Genomic DNA, 20,617 nt, shown 5'->3' on the forward strand with positions numbered 1-20,617 from the left:
CCCTGCGGTAGACGAGCGAAGCCGCTGTGCCGCGCCGATTTGCCGTGTGAGGATTCCACAGGAAACGCGTCACCCTATCTACTATGCGGGCAAGATTGAGCGTAAAAATATTTCTCTTTTAATTGGCTTAATTAAGTAAAGTAAACGGTGAGATTAAAAATAATAACCATTTAACCTTTAATGCTATTAATTGGCGATATAAAGGAACCGTTATCGGCTAATACCGATCGTTTAAGTGCCGAGATACATGGAGTGACCACAGGGCGAGGTGTCCCTATGGGAACCTCATCCCCGTGTTTCTCCTAAAATGAGGCTTAAGTGACCAGTATTACCGTTATCGGCGTTATGACGGCGTACTCTCTTGTTGGGCAAGGAGATTGTCGATCATCCATAGCCCTGCCGGGCCGGGAGGATGGGGTTTGGACCAAATGACATCGACGTCGATCCACTGTGGCCAGCCTGCAACGGGCAGTTCTACCAGTTTTTGTCGGTCATATTGTGCCACCAGCCAGCGCGGTAGAATGCTCCAGCCGTGCCCCTGCTGTGCCATTTCCAACAGCATGAGGTAGGACGGTGCCGACCAGACGATCCCCTCCGGCTGTGGTCGGTCACTGCGCTTATAGGTATTGAGATAGAGTTGGCGGATCGTCGCCAGTTGACTACGGGTTACGGTTTTTTCGATAGCGAGTGGGTGGGCTGCTGACACGAAGACAGCCATTTCAGTCTTAACCTGTAAACGCGCGGCGGCGATATCGGGCGGGTAATCTGTTTGGGTTCGTACTAGCCCAACATGTGCGCGGTCCATTTGCAGCAGATCGATGACGTCGTCGCCTTCCGCAACCAGACATTCAAATTCAATGTCGGGAAAGTTGTGTGCAAAACGCTGAATTACAGGTTCGTAATGGGTGGCCTGCCAGATATCGGACAGCACAAACGTCAGGCGGGGTTCGATATGGTCAGCCAAACGGATCGCCAGTTCATCCAGTTCCTCACTGGCGGATAAGATGGCCTGTACGTGAGAAAGCACTTTTCTGCCCGCCAGCGTCAGTACCGGTTGGTGGCCGCTACGATCAAACAGCGTCAGCCCCAGATCGGTTTCCAAATTCGCTATAGCGGCGCTGATGGTGGACTGGCTTTTATGTAGACGTCGTGCGGCGGCAGAAAACGAGCCTGCATCAACGGCGGTGATAAAAGCCAGCAAGGATTCTGGTGAATATCGCATCTTTATTTACACCCTATCGCTTTTATCGATGGAATCTAACTGTACTCTACCATCTTATGCGATGAAAATAAGACAGTAATACGATGCCATCCATGGTCATGGCAAAAACTGACCAGTAACGTGTAATAAATAAAAGTGAATGTGCTATGCAGAACAAGACCAGCAAAACCTTACGTGAACGCCTGTACCATGCGGTGGGCTTTGAGCTGATTGCGTTAATGATCTGTGCGCCGGCGGGTGCCTGGCTACTGAATAAACCGCTTTTCGATATGGGCGCGTTGGCGATTATGCTCTCCAGCGTCGCGATGATCTGGAATATGATCTATAACTCGGTGTTTGATCGCTTATGGCCTGCGGATCGCGTTAAGCGCCGACTACCCATTCGTATCGCGCATGCGCTGGGGTTTGAAGGCGGCTTTATCCTGATTGGTCTGCCGCTGGCGGCGTGGATGCTGAACATTACGCTGTGGCAGGCGTTGATGGTGGAGATCGGCTTCTTCCTGTTCTTCCTGCCTTACACTGTGGCGTATAACTGGATATACGATACGTTGCGGGAACGCATTATGAACCGCCGTCGCCACGTTCGTCAGGTGTCGGCGAACTCCCGTCTGCGTTAACCCTACGCTTTACCGGTGTGTCAGTTTAAAACTCTGATACGCCGGTAGTTCAAGCGAACGCCATAAATACCATGATGCCACCGTGCGATAAGGCTGACAGGACAGGCTAAGCGCCTGCAAATCGCGCGGTTTTGGCATATCCGGTAAATCATAGACGTAGCGTAACCCCTGACGAATTCCCAAATCATCGAGCGGCATGATATCGGTACGTTCCAGCGAATAAATCAAAAACATTTCCACCGTCCAGCGCCCGATCCCTTTTAGCGACGTGAGTTGCTGAATGAGCGTGTCATCATCCCTCTCTGCTGCCTGTTCGAGACTGGGCACCAATCCACTCAGCACGCCCTGTGCGATACCATGCAGCGTATCCGCTTTGCGAGCGGAAAAACCGCATTGCCGCAGCGTGTCGGTGGAGCAGGCCAGCACCTGCTCCGGGTTGGGAAAAACATCGTCATGCACCCGCAGGAGCTTTGCGACCATCGCATCTCCGGCGCGGGTTGTTAGCTGCTGATAGGCGACGGCACGCATCAGCGCCTCATAGGGTTCCCGGTGTGGCGCGGTCTGATGACGACAGTCACCGATCTGTTCGATCACGCTGGCCCAGCGTGTATTGATGGCACTGAGATGTGTTTTGGCGTGCTGCATGAAATCCGGCGGTGGGTGGGATGGCATAAACGGCTTCCGTGATAAGAACGCAAAGGACAGGAAATGAGCATAGGAGATTGCCGCGCGGCGCGCTATCTGGGAAGGGATATTTCAGCGGCTGACTACGCCGCTGTTGAACATTAATAATAATCGCCGTGCCGATAGTCCCAGGTGGTGAAGGTGTCAGACAGCAGCGACATCACCTTGTCCACATCCAGCCCCTTGCGTATCAGCGCCGGGCAAGGAAACACGCTACGTCTTCCTTTCTGTTCCGGTATCAACTGACCGTCCATATCCACCATCGACACCATGACTCCCTGCTCATAGCGCGTGTCATGAGATTTATTCGGCTGGATAGATTTCACATAATCGTCGGCTTCGATAACCAGATCGGCGAAGGCATGAATACGCTCGCCGATACCCTCTACTTCGCCTCGATTCCCTTTACCTGACGGATTGGCTGAACTGGCAAAGGTCAATTTACCGTACCTTTCCCATAGCTCCTGCGTAAGGATTTCACTCGGCTTACCGAATTTAATAACGAAACAGCTAGTTTTGCGGTCGTCCATCATCAACGCTTTCGAACCGTCTTTGGGGATACGCGCTAATGCACTATCGTGCCAGGGAAGGATACAGCCCAGCAGCACATCGGTATTCCAATGACGTTGATACAACCGTTCGATTTCTGGATTCAACTGCGCCAGCGCTTTCAACTGTGCGAGGGAGCCACACAGCACGACGCCCGGCTTGTTCCTGCTACGCTGTTTGGCATCAAACTTGCGCTCTAGCCCAACCTTATCGGAAGCCATGATGATGTAACCGACTTTGGTGGGGGAAACGATGATTCCCCCGCCGCGAGACATAATCTGCACTGCATCATCATGTAAACCGCCATTCCAGTGAACGTTATTTCCACTCATGTGGCCCCCGGTTGCAGAGAAAAAATCTGAGTCCCACCGTGTACCATTTATTCACATCACAGATTTGTTCGAAAAGTAACCACAAATGTCGACGGAAATATCAATGTGAGCCTGTTTTCTGTGTGTTAGTCATCGCTCCTGTACGAGAAAGGTTCGAATGAAAAAGCAAGAGCTGAACGTGTGCATTGGGCTGCTTCAGTTTAGCCTTAGCTCATAATGTGACTTTCAGTAATATTACGATGAGCAGCCATGCTGAATGGGAATGAGGTGCACAAATGCGTAACGACATAATGCTTAATGATACGCCATTTCAGGATGCCGACTCGCGCTGGCAGGCAGTGGTTACGCGTAATAAGGCGGCTGACGGCTGCTTTATCTATGCGGTGAAGACGACGGGGATTTACTGTGCGCCGTCTTGTGCATCACGCCAGCCTCGGCGTGAAAATGTGGTGTTTTTCACGACGGCTGATGAGGCGTCGGCAGCGGGTTTCCGCCCATGTAAGCGATGTCGCCTGGGAACGCTGTCGCGGCAGGAACAGCAGGCGCAGCAGATTGCCCGCGCGTGCCGGATGATTGAGCAGTCGGAACATCCGCTGACGCTGGCGATGCTGGCTCAAGCGGTAGGGATCAGCGCTTTCCATTTTCATCGCGTGTTCAAAACCACAACGGGTCTGACGCCGAAACAGTATGCCAGCGCCCATCGTCACCGGCAGTTACGTGAACAATTGGCAGATAACGATGAGGTGACCGCGGCGATTGTCGCGGCCGGTTATGACGCCAGCGGGCGCTTTTATGCTGAATCGGGTGCGCATTTAGGGATGACGCCGACGGTGTTTCAGAACCGGGGGAAAGGGATGACGATCCACTTTGCCATTGGTCGCAGCTCACTTGGCGAGGTGCTGGTGGCGGAAAGTGAGAGAGGGATCTGCGCGATCCTGCTGGGAGACGATCCTGAATCTTTGCTCAATTCACTTCAGGAGATGTTTGCCAACGCACACCTGATTGGTGGTGGTGCGGCGTTTGAACAACGGATGGCGCAGATCGTTGGGTTTGTCGACGATCCGTCCATCGGGCTGACGCTGCCGCTTGATATTCGTGGCACCGCATTCCAGCAGCGTGTCTGGCAGGCGCTGCGGGCAATTCCGGCAGGAGAAACGCTGAGTTATCGTGAGGTTGCTGAGCGAATGGGAGCGCCTGCGGCTGTGCGTGCTGTCGCGGGTGCCTGTGCGGCGAACCGGTTGGCGGTCGCGATCCCTTGCCATCGCGTGGTACGGCATGATGGGGCGCTGTCAGGCTATCGCTGGGGTGTTGAGCGTAAGCGTGCTCTGTTGGAGAAGGAACTAGGGAAAGAACAGATTGTGCATCAGTCAGAGGAATCGTCACCGTGAATTTTGATTTATTTGCCGATGAAGCGCCGCGTCGCTGGACGGAAACGCTGGCACCGGGCGCGGCCATCCTGCGTGGTCACGCCTATGACGATGCGCCAATATTGCTTGCGGCGCTGCAAACCGTCATTGCGCACGCGCCGCTGCGTAATATGATCACACCGGGCGGCTTTGTGATGTCGGTTGCGATGAGCAACTGCGGACAGCTCGGCTGGGTGACGGATGAACAGGGTTATCGTTACACCTCACGCGATCCGCTAAGCGGAGAAGCGTGGCCCGCCATGCCGGAGGCCTTTTCCCGACTGGCGAAGCAGGCGGCGGGCGACGCTGGTTTTGCGGATTTTGAACCGGATGCTTGCCTGATCAACCGCTATGATGTCGGTACGCGTATGTCTCTGCATCAGGATAAAAACGAACGGGATTTTCGCCAGCCTATCGTGTCTGTTTCGCTGGGTCTTAGTGCGACATTCCTGTTTGGCGGAATGGTGCGTAGCGATAAAGCACAACGTGTTCCGCTGACACACGGCGATGTGGTGGTCTGGGGCGGCGAATCGCGGCTCTATTTTCACGGTATTTTGCCGTTGAAAAGTGGCTCCGTACCGGAAGGAATGCCTGATGAATGCCGTTTTAATCTGACGTTTCGTAAAGCCGGATAAGAGAGCGCGATGCTGCTTACCGTGAATTTTGTTTGCGCTTGAGTGAATAGCCAGCCCGCATCGGCATACAGGCTGGCTTAAGGGCATAATACTGGTCACTTAAGCCCGTTGTTAGGGGAAACACAGGGGGAGGTTCCCGTAGGGACGCCTCACCCCTGTGGTCGCCCCGTGTATCTCGATGCTTAAACGGTCGGTATTAGGTTTAGAGTCGAGCTTATTTCTTGCTGAACTTCATATAATCAAGGGCGCTTTCTGCCGCAATACGACCTGAGTTGAGCGCAAAGCCAAACGTACCGCCGCCTAACAGCAGGTCATAGGTATCGCCATACATGCCAGCGGCATCATTACCTGTGACATACAGGCCCGGAATAACCTCACCAGATTTATCTATCGCCTGCATTTTCTCGTCGATCTTCACGCCACCCAAGGTGCCCAGTGCGGCGGGCTGCATTCTCACCGCATAGAACGGGCCGGTTTTTATTGGACGCAGGTAATCCATGTTTTTGTTAAACACGTCATCCCGTTTTTGTGTCGCAAACTTGTTGTTTTCTTCCAGCGTATGCTTCAGCACGCTGGCATCAACGCCCATCTCTTTTGCCAGCCCGTCAACGGTGGCGGATTTGAAGACGAAGCCGCGATTTTTCTGACTTTCCTTCGTAAATTCGCTATCGAATTTTGTCAGCTTGGTATTGGCGATCACCCATTCACCAATCGGTACATCAATGCCATCTTCGACATAGTGCTTACGGGATGCTTCGTCAAAAATGGAGTACATGATGCCGCCCGCTTTTGACAGTGCGTTGCCGGAGTGTGGCCAGATGATGACATTAGATTCATCGGTAAAGCGGCGGCCGTGTTGATCAACCCACAGATAGGGCTGGCGCGCGGCGGCCAGCAGGTGGGAGTTAGGGGCGTAGTCTGGCAGGCCGGGGCGATAGGCTTGCAGCAGACCCAGGCCGTCCGGTTTTGCTCCGGCTTTCCAGGCCATATTGATCCCGTCACCGTCTTTACCGACGTTGCCGACCATGATGGTGTCGGGGAAGGCGGCGTATTTTTGCAGCATCTCTTTGTTGTTGGCATAGCCGCCGGTTGCGATGATGACGGCCTTGGCGTCTATCTGGAAGGTGTTGCCTTCGCTATCTTGTGCGATGACGCCCGTCACTTTACCGTCTTTCACGACCAGATCTTTACCCGCTGTTTTCACCAGCGTGGTGACATCCATACTTTTAAACTGCTCGTGGAATGTCTTAATCAGGTGGCGTCCGTGGCCGGGGCCGTCAATGACATGCCAGGTCAACATACCGCCGGGGCCGCCGGGGCCGATGTATTCAAACTTGATGCCTTTCGATTTCACCCACTCAATGGTGTCCGCCGAGCGGTTCACGAAGGCGCGAACCACGAAGGGATTTGCCATCCAGTGGCTGTATTCCATGATGGTCTTAAAGGCCATATCTGGCGTCACCACAATCCCCTGACGTTTCTGCATGCTGCTGTTGGCGGCGAAGATGCCTTCGGCAAAGTTACCTGTGCCACCGACAATCGGCTGTTTTTCCAGTAAGACGATTTTCGCCCCTTTTTCTGCGGAGGCCATGGTTGCCGAGGTGCCTGCCGCGCCTGCACCGATAATAACGATGTCGGCACTTTTCGGGATTTCTGGCTTTGCCGTGTCTGCCGCCTGTGCGGTAGACCAGCTCATCATCGAGAGACAGAGCGTCGCGAGTACACTTTTTCTGAAGCGTTTCATGATGTTTTCCTTAATGTTATTAATATTCTTACAACACGGGATTAATTCGCCTTAGCCTGCGAGTACGCGTCTTCCGCCGCTTCTTGCACCGCGCCACTGGTCATCGTGGCACCGGACACGCCATCAACCTGTATGCTTTGCTTTTCGGTCATGGCTTTTGCGAGTTCGATTGCTGCTTCCCCGCCGACTTCGGAGGTCTCTTCCGGGGCATCAATCGTTGATTTGAGGACTTTCCCTTGCGCATCGATGTCGAGCGTGACGGTGACATCCCCGCCGATACCTTGTCTGGCGGCGGAATAAGTGCCCGCTTTAAAATTCCCTTCTTGTGCAACGGCGGTTCCGATTACGAATAACAAGCAAAGCGGAAAGATTCCTGAGCATATTTTCATATCAATAGTTCCATGCGTTTTTGAATAAATACGGTGAATAGCCACGTTATTTCTCATAAATAAAGCTATCTCCCATGAATAAAGTGATAACCGTCGTCGTTATTGAGGGGCCTGAATATCAGGCAGCACATCGGTAAGCCAATGCCGAGTAATAAAAACAACAGGCTGAAAGGGTTAAGATTGAAGAAGACTTCAAACTGAGAGAGAAAGCGTAAGATTGGAAACGTCAGCGTCATGCTGAGCATGACGGAAAGTAATTGGCTAATGGTTAACAGGTTATTACCGCTATGGTAGGTGCTGTCGTTCAGATTACTGAAGGCCAGCGTACTTTCGGCTGAATATAAGGTCGAAATCAGCACACCTAATAGCATGGCGATAATGCCAATGAGGTGCATCGATCTCTCTTGCACGGCGACACTCAAAGCAAGCACACATAGCGATGTTACACTGGTCGTCAGCATCAACAGCCGCCGGTAGCCGATACGCTTGATCAGCGGCTCGAACAGCAGTTTTGACAGCAGTGCGCCACTGGAAAAGAGCAGCAGAATCAGACTGGTTTCGGCGGGTTGACAGGCCAGCGTCGTTTGTAGCGTTAATGAAAGGACGACTGGTGTTGATGCCAGTAGCGTGCGCGTCGCGATGCCGCCAATAATACCGACAGAAAAAGTTCTGATGCCAAACAGGGCACGCGGAAATAATGCGGTCTCTGCAATGAGATGTTGTCGGTAGTAAAGAAATACTAATCCTAGGGTGCTGCAAGATAGGAATAACATGACGAACGTTGGCAATATATTTTTCGTGGCGCTGGTTAGCATGAAAGCGATAAGAAATAACATCAAAATGGGAAAGGCCACTTCATAGGCACCCGTGCGTGACGTCTCGTTTATCGTTGCAACAGGAATATATTTGCTTGCCAGAAAAAAGCAGACGAAAGCCAGTGGAATATTGACGAGGAAAATAGCCTGCCAGGAGAGAAAGCTAACCAGAATATTACCGAGCACGGGGCCGAGTAGGGTGCCAAGTAATCCCAACAAGGTCACCCGATTAAGAAAGCGTAACTTCAGGCTCTGCGGTGTGGTACGCAATATCACGGTTCTGATGATGGGTAACATAAGTGCACCGCCAATGCCTTGAATAAAGCGGTACACGCTTAAGCTGCCGAGCGTGGTGGCCGTCATGCACAGTAGCGAACCGAGCGTGAAAATGGCAATCGCGATTTGGTAGGTTTTTCTTTCTCCCAGCCGTTCCGCCAGCCAGCTATTGGCCGGCGTAAACGCGACGACCGTGACAATGTAAGAAATCACGATCGTTTCCATATGCAGTACCGGTTGGTGCAGCGACTGTGCGATAGCTGGAATAGCGATATACACCATGGTGGTATCCAGGGATTGCATGAAAAAGGTGGTTGAGGCAATCCAGAATAAGACCCATGACGTATTCATTTAGGCCACCGTCATTTGTCCGGCATAAAGCACGAACAGTCGTAGCAGGAACACGCCGAACAGGCTCATGACGGCTAAGGTAATCACTTGCCCTTTGCCCGAATGGGCGGAAGGTTTGCGTACCCGATTGATCATTGAAGGGATCACAATGCCGATGCCGATAATGCCAATCCAGAATACGCTGCCCCAGAAGCCTGACAGCGCGGTCTGAGCGGCGATAACCTTTTGCCCGCCGCCAAGCAGCAGCCCGACAAAAAATGCCAACAGCAGGAACAGCTCGGCATACACCACAGGGGTTTCCACACGATGGATGAAATGCAGGGAGCGTGAATCCCCTGAGGTATGACGCCCCCACGCGCTGGCCAGCAGCATGACGGCAATACCGGATGTCGTACCGGATACCAGAAACAGGACGGGCAGGACGGGGTTATTCAGCAGCGGGAACGATTTCAGTGCGGACAGCAGGAAACCGGTATAACAGCCGAGCAGGACTGCCAGTACCAGCAGCAGGTTTTCAATCACCGCGGCATTTTTAACGATAATCATCGTTAACTTACGTGCTCGTGTAGCCAGTGCGGGCCGATGCCAAATGGTTTCAAGATGAGTCAACCATACGTCATGATAAAGCGTGGCGAGCCATAACAGCATGACAACGAAATACACCTGAAAGAGCATCACCCCAAGCGACATGATGGAGGTGGGATTGTAAAAGACCATCAAATACCAAAAGGTCAGCGGTTTAGTCAGATGAAAAATCAGAATCACCAGCCCGAAGATCACGGCAAGCGGTGCCACGATGGCGGTGGCTTTTATCATGCGATTACTGCCGTTATATTCGGCGGGAACGCAGTGCCTGAGGAGCATTGAGAGCGACACCATCCCCGCCGAAATGCCGACCAGAAGAAGATAAACGGCGACGGGCCAATCCCACACCAGCGTGTCGAACGTGAAGGCATTATGCATTGTCGATGACTCCTCGTTTCCCAGGAATACGATAGAGTTGAGGCTCTGTACCCAGATAAACCTTGGAACGGTAGGTCGCGTTGCTCTCGATCATCTTGGCAATGTTGCTCTCAGGATCGTTGAGGTCGCCAAATACCAACGCTTTGGTAGGACAAATCTCGACGCAAGCGGGTTGTTTCCCGGCGGCTAGATTGGATTCGCGACAAAAGTTGCATTTGTCTGCCGTTTTCGTGACGGGGTTGATGAAACGCACATGATAAGGGCACGCGGCAATACAGTAGCGGCAGCCCACGCAGCGTTTATCGTTGACGTCGACAATGCCAGTGAGCGCATCTTTGAAGGATGCGCCCGTTGGGCAGACGGCAACGCAGGGGGGATTCTCACAGTGCTGGCAGGACTTGCGGAAAAATTGCTTGATGGCACGCGTTTTCTCGACGGCGGGAATATCGACGGTTTGCAGTATGTCCAACCGGGTTACGCCATCAGGGACGTTATTCGTCTCTTTGCAGGCTTTGATACAGGCTTTGCATCCAATACAACGCATTTCGTTATGTAATAAGCCATATTTAACGGCTAATTTACCCTGCGTTTTTTCTGGCTCATTTTGCGCTTGGGCGAGACCGATATTTCCACTAACGGCAATCGCACTCCCCATATAGGCAATAAAACGACGGCGAGATAATTCTTCCATATTATAAATCTTCACATTGAGGTGACAGTTGCGTGAGCACCCAATTTTTCATGGATGTTATTGATCCAGCAATAGCGCTAATATTTCGCACTTTGACGCTAATAGAAAAACAGTGGTCAATCATTACGATGAAAGTAATAAATAGGCCATGTCGTTATTGTGGTTTTATTGGAACATGGCAATAAAAGGCTAAATGTGACCAAGTGCACATTTGTTTTTTTTGTAGAATCGTATATGACAAATATGGATTTGTTATAAGTGGGTTTTTATTTTATTTATTCTTCTCGTTCATTTAAGAGATCGTGTTTCTATTATATATACCCGTCATACTTCAAGTTGCATGTGCGTTGGCCGCGTTCACTCACCCGAATCACTTACCTGAGTAAGCTCATCGGGATTCCTTCTCTTGCCGCCTTCCTGAAACTCGAATTATTTAGGGTATAGACGTACGCTGTTATTTTTATTCTCGAGATAAAAGTGAATAATTGATGTGTGTCAGATTACTGGTTTTTTATGTGAGGAGTGTAAGGGGAGATAAATAGATGATGACCTTTTTTGTAACAAATAAAAAACGTTAATGCTTACTTAGCACTAACGTTTATGTAGTCTGAATCATTAAGAATACAGATTGGTGTTAGGGTTTTAGGTGTTTATCAAGAAAACGGACGGTAATCTGCATGATTTCCGGTTGCAGCCAGTGTGGCCCACCGTGCTCTGCACCGTTAACGCTGTAATAGGTCGATTCGATATTTTTCGCTGTCAGAGCCTGATGCAGTCGTTCGGTCTGGCGTGGAGAAACTGAGGTATCGTTCGTGCCGTGCATGATCAAAAATGGAGGTGTCGCGCTGCTGATAAAATTAATCGGGTTTGCGGCTGCCGCTTTGTCTGGATAACGAGTGATTGCGCCTCCTTCATTAAACACCGCCGTGCCGTTAACCCAGATAGCTTCAGTCGCGGAAGACGACGCGTGTTTCTGAACGACATCGTCAGGGAAGCCTTCACCAACGAGCGTCAGATCGGATAAGCCATAGAAATCGATCACGGCCTGGACATCACTGCTTTGGTCAAGATGATCGCCTTTATCGTAGGTTTTTGAGCTATTGGTCGCCCCAGCAAATGCTGCCAGATATCCTCCCGCAGATGCGCCAAAAACCGCAGCATGTTGACCGTCAATACCGAACTTTTTCGCGTTTGCCCGCAGATAACGAATAGCGGATTTTACATCTTCCAGCGGCGAGGGGAAAAGTACGGTGGGGGCGACACGATATTCCATGCTGGCAACCACATAACCCGCCTCGGCAATGTTAAGGCGCTGTTGTAGGTAATTATCTTTATTGGCGTTAACGAAGCCGCCGCCGGTAATGAATAATACGACGGGAAGTGCTGTCTTCGCTTCAGGCTGGAGAATATCCATTTTTAATGCAACATTCGGATAGCCCCGCACTGATACCTGAGAATAAACGACGTCAGAGATTAACTTCACCGATGTGGTTTCCTGCTTTACGGTGATGTCATGTTGATTCTGTGCCGCATTGATTGCTGTCGCGCTCATCATTGCCAAGGTTGCCAATCCTATTTTTTTTGCTTTCGAATAATCCATATCTTAAGTCCTTTTGTTAGGGGGATGTAAATTTTTTCGGTTTTTGAGCGGTAATGTCATATTTGTAAAAATAATATTAAAAAATCTTTAATATTATGAGTTGTCGTCTTAAGTGAATAAATTATTCCCTCATTGATAATAAGTTGACTATATCTACTATTAACGTTATTTCTCATTAATTAAATGTGGTTCTAATCACATTTGATTATTTACAAAGCTATATAATTATTATTGTGGTTAGTTATAAATGAGGCAGTTGATGCGTAATATAAAACAATGTTCAGCATAAAGCGTGTGATTTATTATCAGGAACTCATCCGGGTCGGGAGTTTCACTAAAGCGGCGAAGGCGCTGAATATTTCTCAGGCTTTTTTGTCACAGGAGATCGCACGCCTGGAGAGTGAAACGGAAAGAAAACTGATCAACAGAACCACCCGACAGTTTTCTCTGACACCATTTGGGAAGATCTTTGCTGACAAAATTCAGGGGATGATTAAAGAACACTATGAGCTGGAGCAGTTTGTCAGCAGCTATGAAGAAAGCTCGGATGGTGCGTTACTGGTTGGTGTGATCCCGATTTTTAATCGTCTGGCGCACTACAATGTGTTTAACCTGTTTCAGAAAGCCTACCCCAATATCGATATCTCTTTCATTGACGGCGTAAGCACCGATTTACTGGAAAGGGTGCGCAATAGCGATATCCACCTGTCTTTTTCGACGCCTTTTGATGAATACCTGAACGATCCTTTGTTTCATCACACCATTTGCCAGATTGATGACATGGTGGCGGTGATGGCGACGTCCCATCCTCTGGCATCGAATAGCACGCTAAGTCTGCCGCAACTGGTAAAAGAAAAGCTGATCGTGCCGCAGAAAGGAACGGGGGAGCATGCTGCTGTTTCTGCGTCTTTCACCAGACAGGGTATCAACCCCAGTTATTTCCGCGAATGCAGCAACATGGACATTATTATGGATCTGGTGATGAACCTGTCCGGCGTGGTCTTCCTCTGTTCGTCCGTCGCCAAAAGCCTAACCGCTTACGACGTCGCCGTGATCCCGCTAGAAGAACAGTTGAAAAGAACCTTCGCGATTAGCTACCTGAAGCGAAGCGTGAATATTCCCATGGTGCGCCTGTTTCTGGATTTTCTGCAAGATTACCGCGAGCCTGATCGGTAGCGCGTTTACTCCCCCTCGATTCATTCAAGCCCTTTTTCCCACCACTCACGGGTTTTAGATACATTTTGCAAATGTGAATAAATGTGAGGCAATTCAAATTATCACCATTAATATACTTGTATGGTAGTCAGCATAAACGAATGACTACATGCACAGAAGGATAAGTAACGTGAAGATTGTCAGCGCTGAAGTGTTTGTCACCTGCCCAGGGCGGAACTTCGTCACCCTGAAGATTACGACAGATAGTGGATTAACTGGCCTTGGTGATGCGACGCTCAATGGGCGTGAGTTGCCGGTTGCCTCTTACCTCAAAGATCATGTGTGTCCGCAGCTTATCGGCCGTGACGCACACCAGATTGAAGACATTTGGCAGTATTTCTACAAAGGCGCGTACTGGCGTCGTGGGCCCGTTACCATGTCCGCGATCTCGGCGGTCGATATGGCGCTGTGGGACATCAAGGCTAAAGCCGCCAACATGCCGCTTTATCAACTGCTGGGCGGCGCATCGCGCACAGGCGTCATGGTGTATTGCCACACGACAGGCCACTCGATTGATGAAGTGTTGGATGACTACGCCAAGCATCGCGATCAGGGTTTCAAGGCAATTCGTGTGCAGTGCGGCGTGCCGGGCATGAAAACCACCTATGGTATGGCGAAAGGCAAAGGGCTGGCCTATGAGCCTGCGACGAAAGGCAACTGGCCGGAAGAGCAGTTGTGGTCCACTGAAAAATACCTCGATTTCACGCCGAAGCTGTTTGAAGCGGTGCGCGATAAGTTTGGTTTCAACGAACATTTGTTGCACGACATGCACCATCGCCTGACGCCGATTGAAGCGGCGCGCTTCGGCAAAAGCGTTGAAGATTATCGTCTCTTCTGGATGGAAGACCCGACGCCGGCGGAAAATCAAGAGTGCTTCCGGTTAATCCGTCAGCACACCGTCACGCCGATTGCCGTCGGCGAAGTCTTTAACAGCATTTGGGATTGCAAACAACTGATTGAAGAGCAGCTCATCGACTACATCCGCACCACGATTACCCACGCGGGCGGGATTACCGGTATGCGTCGTATTGCCGACTTTGCCTCGCTCTATCAGGTACGTACCGGTTCACACGGGCCGTCGGATCTGTCGCCTGTCTGCATGGCGGCGGCGCTGCATTTTGACCTCTGGGTGCCAAACTTCGGCGTGCAGGAATACATGGGCTACTCGGAGCAAATGCTGGAAGTGTTCCCACATAACTGGACATTCGATAACGGCTATATGCACCCAGGTGAAAAGCCAGGGTTAGGCATTGAGTTCGATGAAAAGCTGGCGGCCAAATATCCCTATGACCCCGCTTATTTGCCGGTTGCCCGTCTGGAAGACGGTACGTTGTGGAATTGGTAATAAGAGGCCAAAACATGAAAAGCATTGTGATACAGCAGCCAAATGAGCTGGTGATTGAGGAACGCCCGATTCCGCAACCGGCGGCAGGCGAAGTTCGGGTGAAGGTTCGTTATGCCAGTATTTGTGGCTCGGACGTGCATATTTTGCATGGGCATAACCCCTTTGCTAAATACCCACGTGTCATCGGGCATGAGTTTTTCGGCGTGATTGATGAAGTGGGCGAGGGGGTGGATGCAGCACGACTGGGTGAGCGAGTCTCGGTTGATCCGGTGGTGAGCTGCGGCCACTGTTACCCGTGTTCAATTGGTAAGCCGAATGTCTGTACCTCGCTAGTGGTGCTGGGTGTGCATCGTGATGGCGGGTTCAGCGAGTACGCTGCCGTGCCAGCGAAGAATGCGTACCGCATCCCCGATTCCATACCGGATAAATTAGCGAGTTTGGTTGAACCTTTCACTATTGCGGCAAATATTTGTGCGTTCCTTAAGCCAGTATCAAATGATATTGCGCTGATATACGGCGCAGGGCCGATGGGGTTAACTGCTGTTCAGGTATTAAAAGGCGTCTATAACGTTCGACAGGTTATTGTTGCGGATCGATTACCTGAACGTTTGGATATGGCGAAAGAAAATGGTGCTGATATTGTATTAAATAATAGTGATAAGCCACTTTCTGAGTTATTAGGTGATATTAAACCTACGTTGATTATTGACGCTGCATGCCATCCTTCTATTTTAGCTGAAGCGGCTGCATTGGCCTCACCTGCGGCACGTATTGGATTACTTGGTTTCTCCGGTGCAGTTAGCGAAATTACTCAGCAAAGTTTGACGAGCAAAGAACTTTCTTTATTTACTTCACGATTAAATAGTCATCGTTTTCCTCTGGTGATTGACTGGATGAATAAAGGATTGGTTGATGCTGAAAAATTGGTGACACATTATTTTTCATTGGAAGATATTGAAGAGTCTCTACGTGTTTTTGAACACGATCAACGCAATTGCTGCAAAGTGATTTTAGCTATTCAATGACGTTAATGCGGGTTGGTTCCCGCATTAAAAACTAAACCTTTGTTACCCTAAAAATAAAAAAATAATATCATGAGGTCCTTTTATGATTAACAAGATGAAAGAAAGGCCATTGACACCTAAAAATATGCTGGCTTATGGTGGTGGCGATTTTTTTGGCGGGGGAAGTTTTGCGGTTCTCGGTCTCTGGCTTATGTTTTTTTATACCACGTATGCCGGATTAAGTCCTGCGGAAGCCGGTGCGGTTATTGCTATTGCAAGATTGCTTGATGCCTTCTTTGACCCACTGATGGGATATGTGACAGATAACTTTTATCGCACTAGTTTAGGCCAGCGTTTTGGGCGGCGGGGATTCTTTTTCCTGCTTGGTGCGCCGCTTGTATTCATTACTTATGTCATTATGTGGATCGATGGCATGGGATTTGGATATTATCTTTCCACCTATATTTTGTTCTATGCCGCCTATACCTTAGTCATTGTGCCTTATGAAACGCTTGCGGCTGAAATGACTAATGACTTTAAAGTCCGTTCGAAATTAACGGGCGTAAGGATGTTCTTCTCTACAGGTGCGGGAATACTGGCTGCCTGGTTACCCGGAAGAATTATTTCATTCTTGGGAGACGATTCATCTTCTTCATTCCTCTATATGGGGGTGATCTTCGGCAGCTTGTTTGCCATGGTGATCGTCGTACTGTATTTGTTTACATGGGAACGCCCAATTGCATTTGATCCTAATGAGCCGAAAAAGTCCTTTAGCCATGACATGAAGCAACTCTTCAAATCACTGGTATCGACTTTTAAAGTGAGAACATTCCGCCAGCATGTCGGGATGTATCTGGGGGCTTATGTTGCATTGGATATATTAGGTGCGGTGCTTGCTTATTATATCATATTTGTTCTGGGGCAAAGTGCAGTGAGTGCGTCAAATGCATTGACATTGATGACCATTGTTCAATTCCTTTGCGTTGCTCTTTTTATCTCGCTCTGTATTAAGTTTGGTAATGGTTTCTCTTATCGTTTCGCGCAAGTATTTATGCTATCGAGCGTAGGTCTGTTTATCGCTATACATACTTTTGAATTACCGGGGACTATTTATCTTGTTTATGTTGCCGCTTTATTAATGGGGATCGGACGATCTGGCAGTTATTATGTGTGCTGGAATATTTACAGCTTTATCCCAGATATTGATGAGGCGCTGACTGGTGAACGTCGAGAAGGTATTTTTGCTGGTGTGATGACATTTGTCAGGAAGGCAGTCCAGGCTGTTGCCTTATTCATCGTCGGTCTTGTCTTACAGCATTACGGATTCATTGCTAAAAGCGCTACCCAACCGGAAGAAGCCGTTCATGGTATCGTAGTCATATTTGGCTTTGGCTCTCTCATATTTTTGCTGTTTGGTATATATAGCTCATTGAAATTTTCTTTAACGCGAACTAATCACACTATATTAGTTAAAGAAATTGAAAGGCTAAAAAGCGGTGGTAAAAAATCAGAAGTTACTGGTGAGGCCAAAGCGGTTGTTGAGAAACTCACTGGTTGGGAATATGAGAAAACGTGGGGTAATAATAACATTATCTCTGCAACTGAAAGTGTAAATAAAACGACTGTTTTGCAAGCTGGGAATAAATGAGGAATAAATTATGCAAAGAATTAAATTTGACGTAATGAAAGCAACTGTAAAGCAAGCGCTGTTAAATGCAGGTTTGAATGATGCTAAAGCCGATATTTGTGCACAAATCCACACTGAGTCCAGTTGTGATGGTATTTACTCACATGGCTTAAACCGTGTTGCGCGTTTTGTTGATTATGTTGAGAAAGGTTGGGTTGATATTAACGCAGAGCCAGAATTGGTTAAGTCATTAGGTGTAATAGAAATTTATGATGGCCAGCGTGGGGTTGGTATCACGAATGCGCTTTTCGCTATTGAACAGGCAACGGAAATTGCCCGTAAAAATGGTGTAGGTATTGTTGCTCTGCGTAATACAACACACTGGATGCGTGGTGGTACCTATGGCTGGAAAGCAGCAGAAAAAGGTCTTGCCGCTATCTGTTGGACTAACACGGAAGCTTGTATGCCAGCTTGGGGGGCTAAAAACCCGCGTTTAGGCAACAACCCATTTGTTATGGCTGTACCGCGTGAAAAAGGTGCAGTAGTGCTGGACATGGCAATGTCACAGTATGCTTACGGTAAGCTGCAAGTCACTCGTTTGAAAGGAGAGAAACTCCCCTTCCCAGGCGGTTATGACAAAGATGGTAATCTAACGAGTGAGCCAGGCCCGATTGAAGAATCCATGCGTATTCTACCAACTGGCTACTGGAAAGGTTCTGGTATGGCGGTGTTGTTGGATGCGATGGCAGCATTGCTTTCTGCTGGATCACCAACCAATGCTATTGACAAGATTGAGAAGGGAAGCTGTACCGGGGCGAGCCAAATATTCATGGTGTTTGATCCTACCCAGTTGGGCGGTAGCGATTTTAATAATCAAATGGCAGATAGCGTTGCGGAGTATGTAAAAAGTTCCGAACCCGCTGAAGGGCAAACCGCTGTTTACTATCCTGGTGAGTTGGAAGTGAAAACTCGCAATGAGAATACTTCTCAGGGTATTCCGGTTGACGACGGCGTTTGGGCGGAAGTGGTTTCTCTGGCTGAGGGGACCGTAAAATGATTGTCGGTAATATCGCCCAATTAGAGGCGAGCAGATGGGAATTCCCGCCTGCTATTTACGAAACGCTCAGCACTATCAGTCAATGGGATCTTGATTGCCACCCTGATGGAGAAAAAAAAGAGGGCGATGTCGTTTATAAAACGTTTCATGCGGAAACGGTACCTTCAGAGAAAAGAATTGCAGAGACGCATGTTGAAAACATTGATGTGCAGTTTGTGATTTCAGGTGAGGAATACTTGGAATATCAGCCTGTGCTTCAGCATATTGCTGCTGATCCACATCCTGAGCAGGATAATTTTTTCTATCAGGGAAAAACGGGCAGTGAACAGCGTTTATTGCTGAAGAAAGGTGATTTTGTCGTGCTTTTCCCGTGGGATATTCACGCACCATTATGCCAGACCGATGCGCCGAAAAAAGTCCGTAAAATTGTGGCTAAAGTCCCTCTCTACCTACTAACAGGGCAGTGAGGAAACGATGGCACTTTCATTGAAAACATTACTGAACGTAAAACCGGGAACGCTCGTCCCCACTTATGCACGTTCACAGCTAAAAACACGTATTGCGCATATTGGCTTTGGCGCATTCCACCGGGCGCACCAGGCAGTCTGCGCCGATAAACTGGCGGCGGAGCAGGGCAGCGATTGGGGTTATTGCGAAATTAACCTGATCGGTGGTGAGCAGCAGATCGAGGCCATTCGTCAGCAGGATTTGCTGTGGTCGGTTTCCGAAATGGCGGACAGTGGCTGGAATAGCCGGGTCATCGGCGTGGCGACGTGCGCACTGCATGCGGAAGTCGAGGGTATCGAGGCGGTGCTGGAGGCGTTAAGCGCGCCGGATATCTCCATCGTGTCGATTACCGTAACGGAGAAAGGCTATTGCCACCATCCGGCGACGGGGCAGTTGAATAGTGAACATCCGCTGATTTGCCACGATCTGGCGTTACCCGCAGAACCACGCTCCCTGCCCGGTGTGATTCTAGCTGCCATCAAACGCAGACGGGAACGTCAGCTACCGGCATTCAGCGTGATGTCCTGCGACAATATGCCAGAGAACGGACACGTTACGCGCAACGTTATCGTACAGTTGGCCGAGAAGCAGGATGTCGAACTGGCGCGCTGGATTGAACAGCACGTCACCTTTCCCTCCACCATGGTGGACCGGATTGTGCCCGCCATTACCGAAGAAACGCTGGAGACGATCCAAGTACAACTCGGCGTTGCCGATCCGGCTGGAGTCGCCTGTGAGCCGTTCTTCCAGTGGGTGATTGAGGATAACTTTGTTAACGGCCGTCCCGCATGGGAAAAAACGGGTGCGGAGCTGGTGCAGGACGTGCTGCCGTTTGAGGAAATGAAGTTGCGTATGCTCAACGGCAGCCACTCGTTCCTCGCGTATCTCGGCTATCTCGCTGGCTATCAACACATCAGCGAGTGCATGCAGGATGATGCGCTGGTCGCGGCGGCACACCACCTAATGCTGCGTGAACAGGCACCGACGCTGCGTACACAGGGGGTCGATCTCGCCGCCTATGCGGATGCGCTGCTGGATCGCTATCGCAACCGGGCGCTAAAACACCGCACCTGGCAGATTGCGATGGACGGTTCGCAAAAGCTGCCGCAGCGGATGCTGGATTCGATCCGCTGGCATTTGGCACAGGGTAGCCGTTTTGATGCGCTGTCGCTCGGTGTGGCGGGGTGGATGCGCTATGTCGGCGGTATCGATGAACAGGGGCAACCGATTGAAATCAGCGATCCGCTGAAAGAGGCGATCGCTGAAACGGTGCAAAACAGTATGGAAGGGGAAAGCCGAGTTGCGGCGCTGCTGACGCTGACGGCGATTTTCGGTGAGGATTTACCGAAGGACCCTGTCTTTGTAGAGGCGGTAACGCAGCATTATCTGGCGCTGTTAGAAAAAGGCGTGAAGGAGATGTTGCAAGCGGCAGTCTGGTAACCGTAAAAAATGCGGTAGCCGCTGAATACGTTGGCTATCGCGACCATGTAGGGCAAGGGGAATGTTTACTCCCTTGCTCTACTTATCTCTATTCCTCCTCGCCATGATTGCGGTCACCATGACACTTGCCATGTTAAGCCTGTAACAC

19 protein-coding genes are annotated in these 20,617 nt (G+C 49.9%); 10 read left to right on the forward strand and 9 right to left on the reverse strand.

From position 1 onward, the window contains the following. Positions 1–343: 343 nt before the first annotated feature. A complete protein-coding gene (locus A7983_RS12420; protein WP_005971919.1) occupies positions 344–1,222 on the reverse strand; it encodes a LysR family transcriptional regulator in 879 nt (292 codons plus the stop codon). 146 nt (positions 1,223–1,368) lie between these two features. Here A7983_RS12420 and A7983_RS12425 point away from each other — a divergent pair, with 146 nt between their 5' ends. Further along, positions 1,369–1,839, forward strand: a complete 471-nt coding sequence (locus A7983_RS12425; protein WP_005971921.1) for a multidrug/biocide efflux PACE transporter — start codon at positions 1,369–1,371, stop codon at positions 1,837–1,839. A 9-nt stretch (positions 1,840–1,848) separates the two neighbouring features. Here A7983_RS12425 and A7983_RS12430 read toward each other — a convergent pair whose 3' ends face one another. Both A7983_RS12430 and A7983_RS12435 read right to left on the reverse strand, forming a co-directional pair. After that, positions 1,849–2,511, reverse strand: coding sequence for a DNA-3-methyladenine glycosylase family protein (locus A7983_RS12430; RefSeq protein WP_005971923.1), 663 nt, complete (start codon positions 2,509–2,511; stop codon positions 1,849–1,851). Positions 2,512–2,624: 113 nt separating this feature from the next. Then, positions 2,625–3,404, reverse strand: a complete 780-nt coding sequence (locus tag A7983_RS12435; RefSeq protein ID WP_005971925.1) for an L-threonylcarbamoyladenylate synthase — start codon at positions 3,402–3,404, stop codon at positions 2,625–2,627. A gap of 275 nt (positions 3,405–3,679) precedes the next feature. On the opposite strand from A7983_RS12435, the gene ada reads away from it, so the two are divergent. Next, complete coding sequence (gene ada / locus A7983_RS12440; protein ID WP_005971928.1) at positions 3,680–4,792, forward strand: bifunctional DNA-binding transcriptional regulator/O6-methylguanine-DNA methyltransferase Ada; 1,113 nt, start codon at positions 3,680–3,682, stop codon at positions 4,790–4,792. Further along, positions 4,789–5,445: a DNA oxidative demethylase AlkB gene (alkB, locus tag A7983_RS12445; protein WP_005971930.1), complete on the forward strand. Its 657-nt coding sequence runs from the start codon at positions 4,789–4,791 to the stop codon at positions 5,443–5,445. Before ada ends, alkB begins: the two co-directional genes overlap by 4 nt. 214 nt (positions 5,446–5,659) lie before the next feature. Here alkB and A7983_RS12450 read toward each other — a convergent pair whose 3' ends face one another. The 6 genes from A7983_RS12450 to A7983_RS12475 form a co-directional block, all read right to left on the reverse strand. Beyond that, positions 5,660–7,189, reverse strand: a complete 1,530-nt coding sequence (locus A7983_RS12450; RefSeq protein ID WP_005971932.1) for an FAD-dependent oxidoreductase — start codon at positions 7,187–7,189, stop codon at positions 5,660–5,662. 41 nt (positions 7,190–7,230) lie between these two features. Beyond that, entirely contained in the window at positions 7,231–7,578 is a 348-nt protein-coding gene (locus tag A7983_RS12455; RefSeq protein WP_039477956.1) for an FMN-binding protein, read from the reverse strand. 65 nt (positions 7,579–7,643) lie between these two features. Continuing rightward, positions 7,644–9,020 carry an MFS transporter gene (locus A7983_RS12460; protein ID WP_005971936.1) on the reverse strand — a complete coding sequence of 459 codons (1,377 nt, stop codon included), beginning with the start codon at positions 9,018–9,020 and terminating at the stop codon, positions 7,644–7,646. Continuing rightward, positions 9,021–9,983 carry a cytochrome c nitrite reductase subunit NrfD gene (nrfD, locus tag A7983_RS12465; RefSeq protein ID WP_005971938.1) on the reverse strand — a complete coding sequence of 321 codons (963 nt, stop codon included), beginning with the start codon at positions 9,981–9,983 and terminating at the stop codon, positions 9,021–9,023. Next, positions 9,976–10,674, reverse strand: a complete 699-nt coding sequence (locus A7983_RS12470) for a 4Fe-4S dicluster domain-containing protein (protein ID WP_005971941.1) — start codon at positions 10,672–10,674, stop codon at positions 9,976–9,978. Before A7983_RS12470 ends, nrfD begins: the two co-directional genes overlap by 8 nt. Before the next feature lie 634 nt (positions 10,675–11,308). Further along, the gene (locus A7983_RS12475) at positions 11,309–12,274 is read right to left on the reverse strand and encodes an alpha/beta hydrolase (RefSeq protein ID WP_005971943.1); all 966 of its coding nucleotides are present in this window, start codon (positions 12,272–12,274) and stop codon (positions 11,309–11,311) included. 276 nt (positions 12,275–12,550) lie between these two features. Here A7983_RS12475 and A7983_RS12480 point away from each other — a divergent pair, with 276 nt between their 5' ends. The 7 genes from A7983_RS12480 (at position 12,551) to A7983_RS12510 (ending at position 20,469) form a co-directional block, all read left to right on the forward strand. Beyond that, positions 12,551–13,450 carry a LysR family transcriptional regulator gene (locus A7983_RS12480; RefSeq protein ID WP_005971946.1) on the forward strand — a complete coding sequence of 300 codons (900 nt, stop codon included), beginning with the start codon at positions 12,551–12,553 and terminating at the stop codon, positions 13,448–13,450. A gap of 169 nt (positions 13,451–13,619) precedes the next feature. Further along, on the forward strand, positions 13,620–14,834 hold the full coding sequence (gene manD, locus A7983_RS12485; RefSeq protein ID WP_005971947.1) for a D-mannonate dehydratase ManD: 1,215 nt from the start codon (positions 13,620–13,622) through the stop codon (positions 14,832–14,834). Between the two features lie 14 nt (positions 14,835–14,848). Further along, positions 14,849–15,859: a Zn-dependent oxidoreductase gene (locus A7983_RS12490; protein WP_005971949.1), complete on the forward strand. Its 1,011-nt coding sequence runs from the start codon at positions 14,849–14,851 to the stop codon at positions 15,857–15,859. 82 nt (positions 15,860–15,941) lie between these two features. Then, the gene (locus A7983_RS12495) at positions 15,942–17,486 is read left to right on the forward strand and encodes an MFS transporter (RefSeq protein ID WP_005971951.1); all 1,545 of its coding nucleotides are present in this window, start codon (positions 15,942–15,944) and stop codon (positions 17,484–17,486) included. A gap of 10 nt (positions 17,487–17,496) precedes the next feature. Continuing rightward, on the forward strand, positions 17,497–18,522 hold the full coding sequence (gene yiaK / locus A7983_RS12500; RefSeq protein WP_005971955.1) for a 3-dehydro-L-gulonate 2-dehydrogenase: 1,026 nt from the start codon (positions 17,497–17,499) through the stop codon (positions 18,520–18,522). After that, positions 18,519–18,989, forward strand: a complete 471-nt coding sequence (locus A7983_RS12505) for a YhcH/YjgK/YiaL family protein (protein ID WP_005971957.1) — start codon at positions 18,519–18,521, stop codon at positions 18,987–18,989. Before yiaK ends, A7983_RS12505 begins: the two co-directional genes overlap by 4 nt. Before the next feature lie 7 nt (positions 18,990–18,996). Then, complete coding sequence (locus A7983_RS12510) at positions 18,997–20,469, forward strand: mannitol dehydrogenase family protein (protein WP_005971959.1); 1,473 nt, start codon at positions 18,997–18,999, stop codon at positions 20,467–20,469. The last annotated feature ends 148 nt before the right edge of the window (positions 20,470–20,617 follow it).

This window comes from Pectobacterium wasabiae CFBP 3304, from assembly GCF_001742185.1.
Classification (GTDB): Bacteria; Pseudomonadota; Gammaproteobacteria; order Enterobacterales; family Enterobacteriaceae; genus Pectobacterium; species Pectobacterium wasabiae.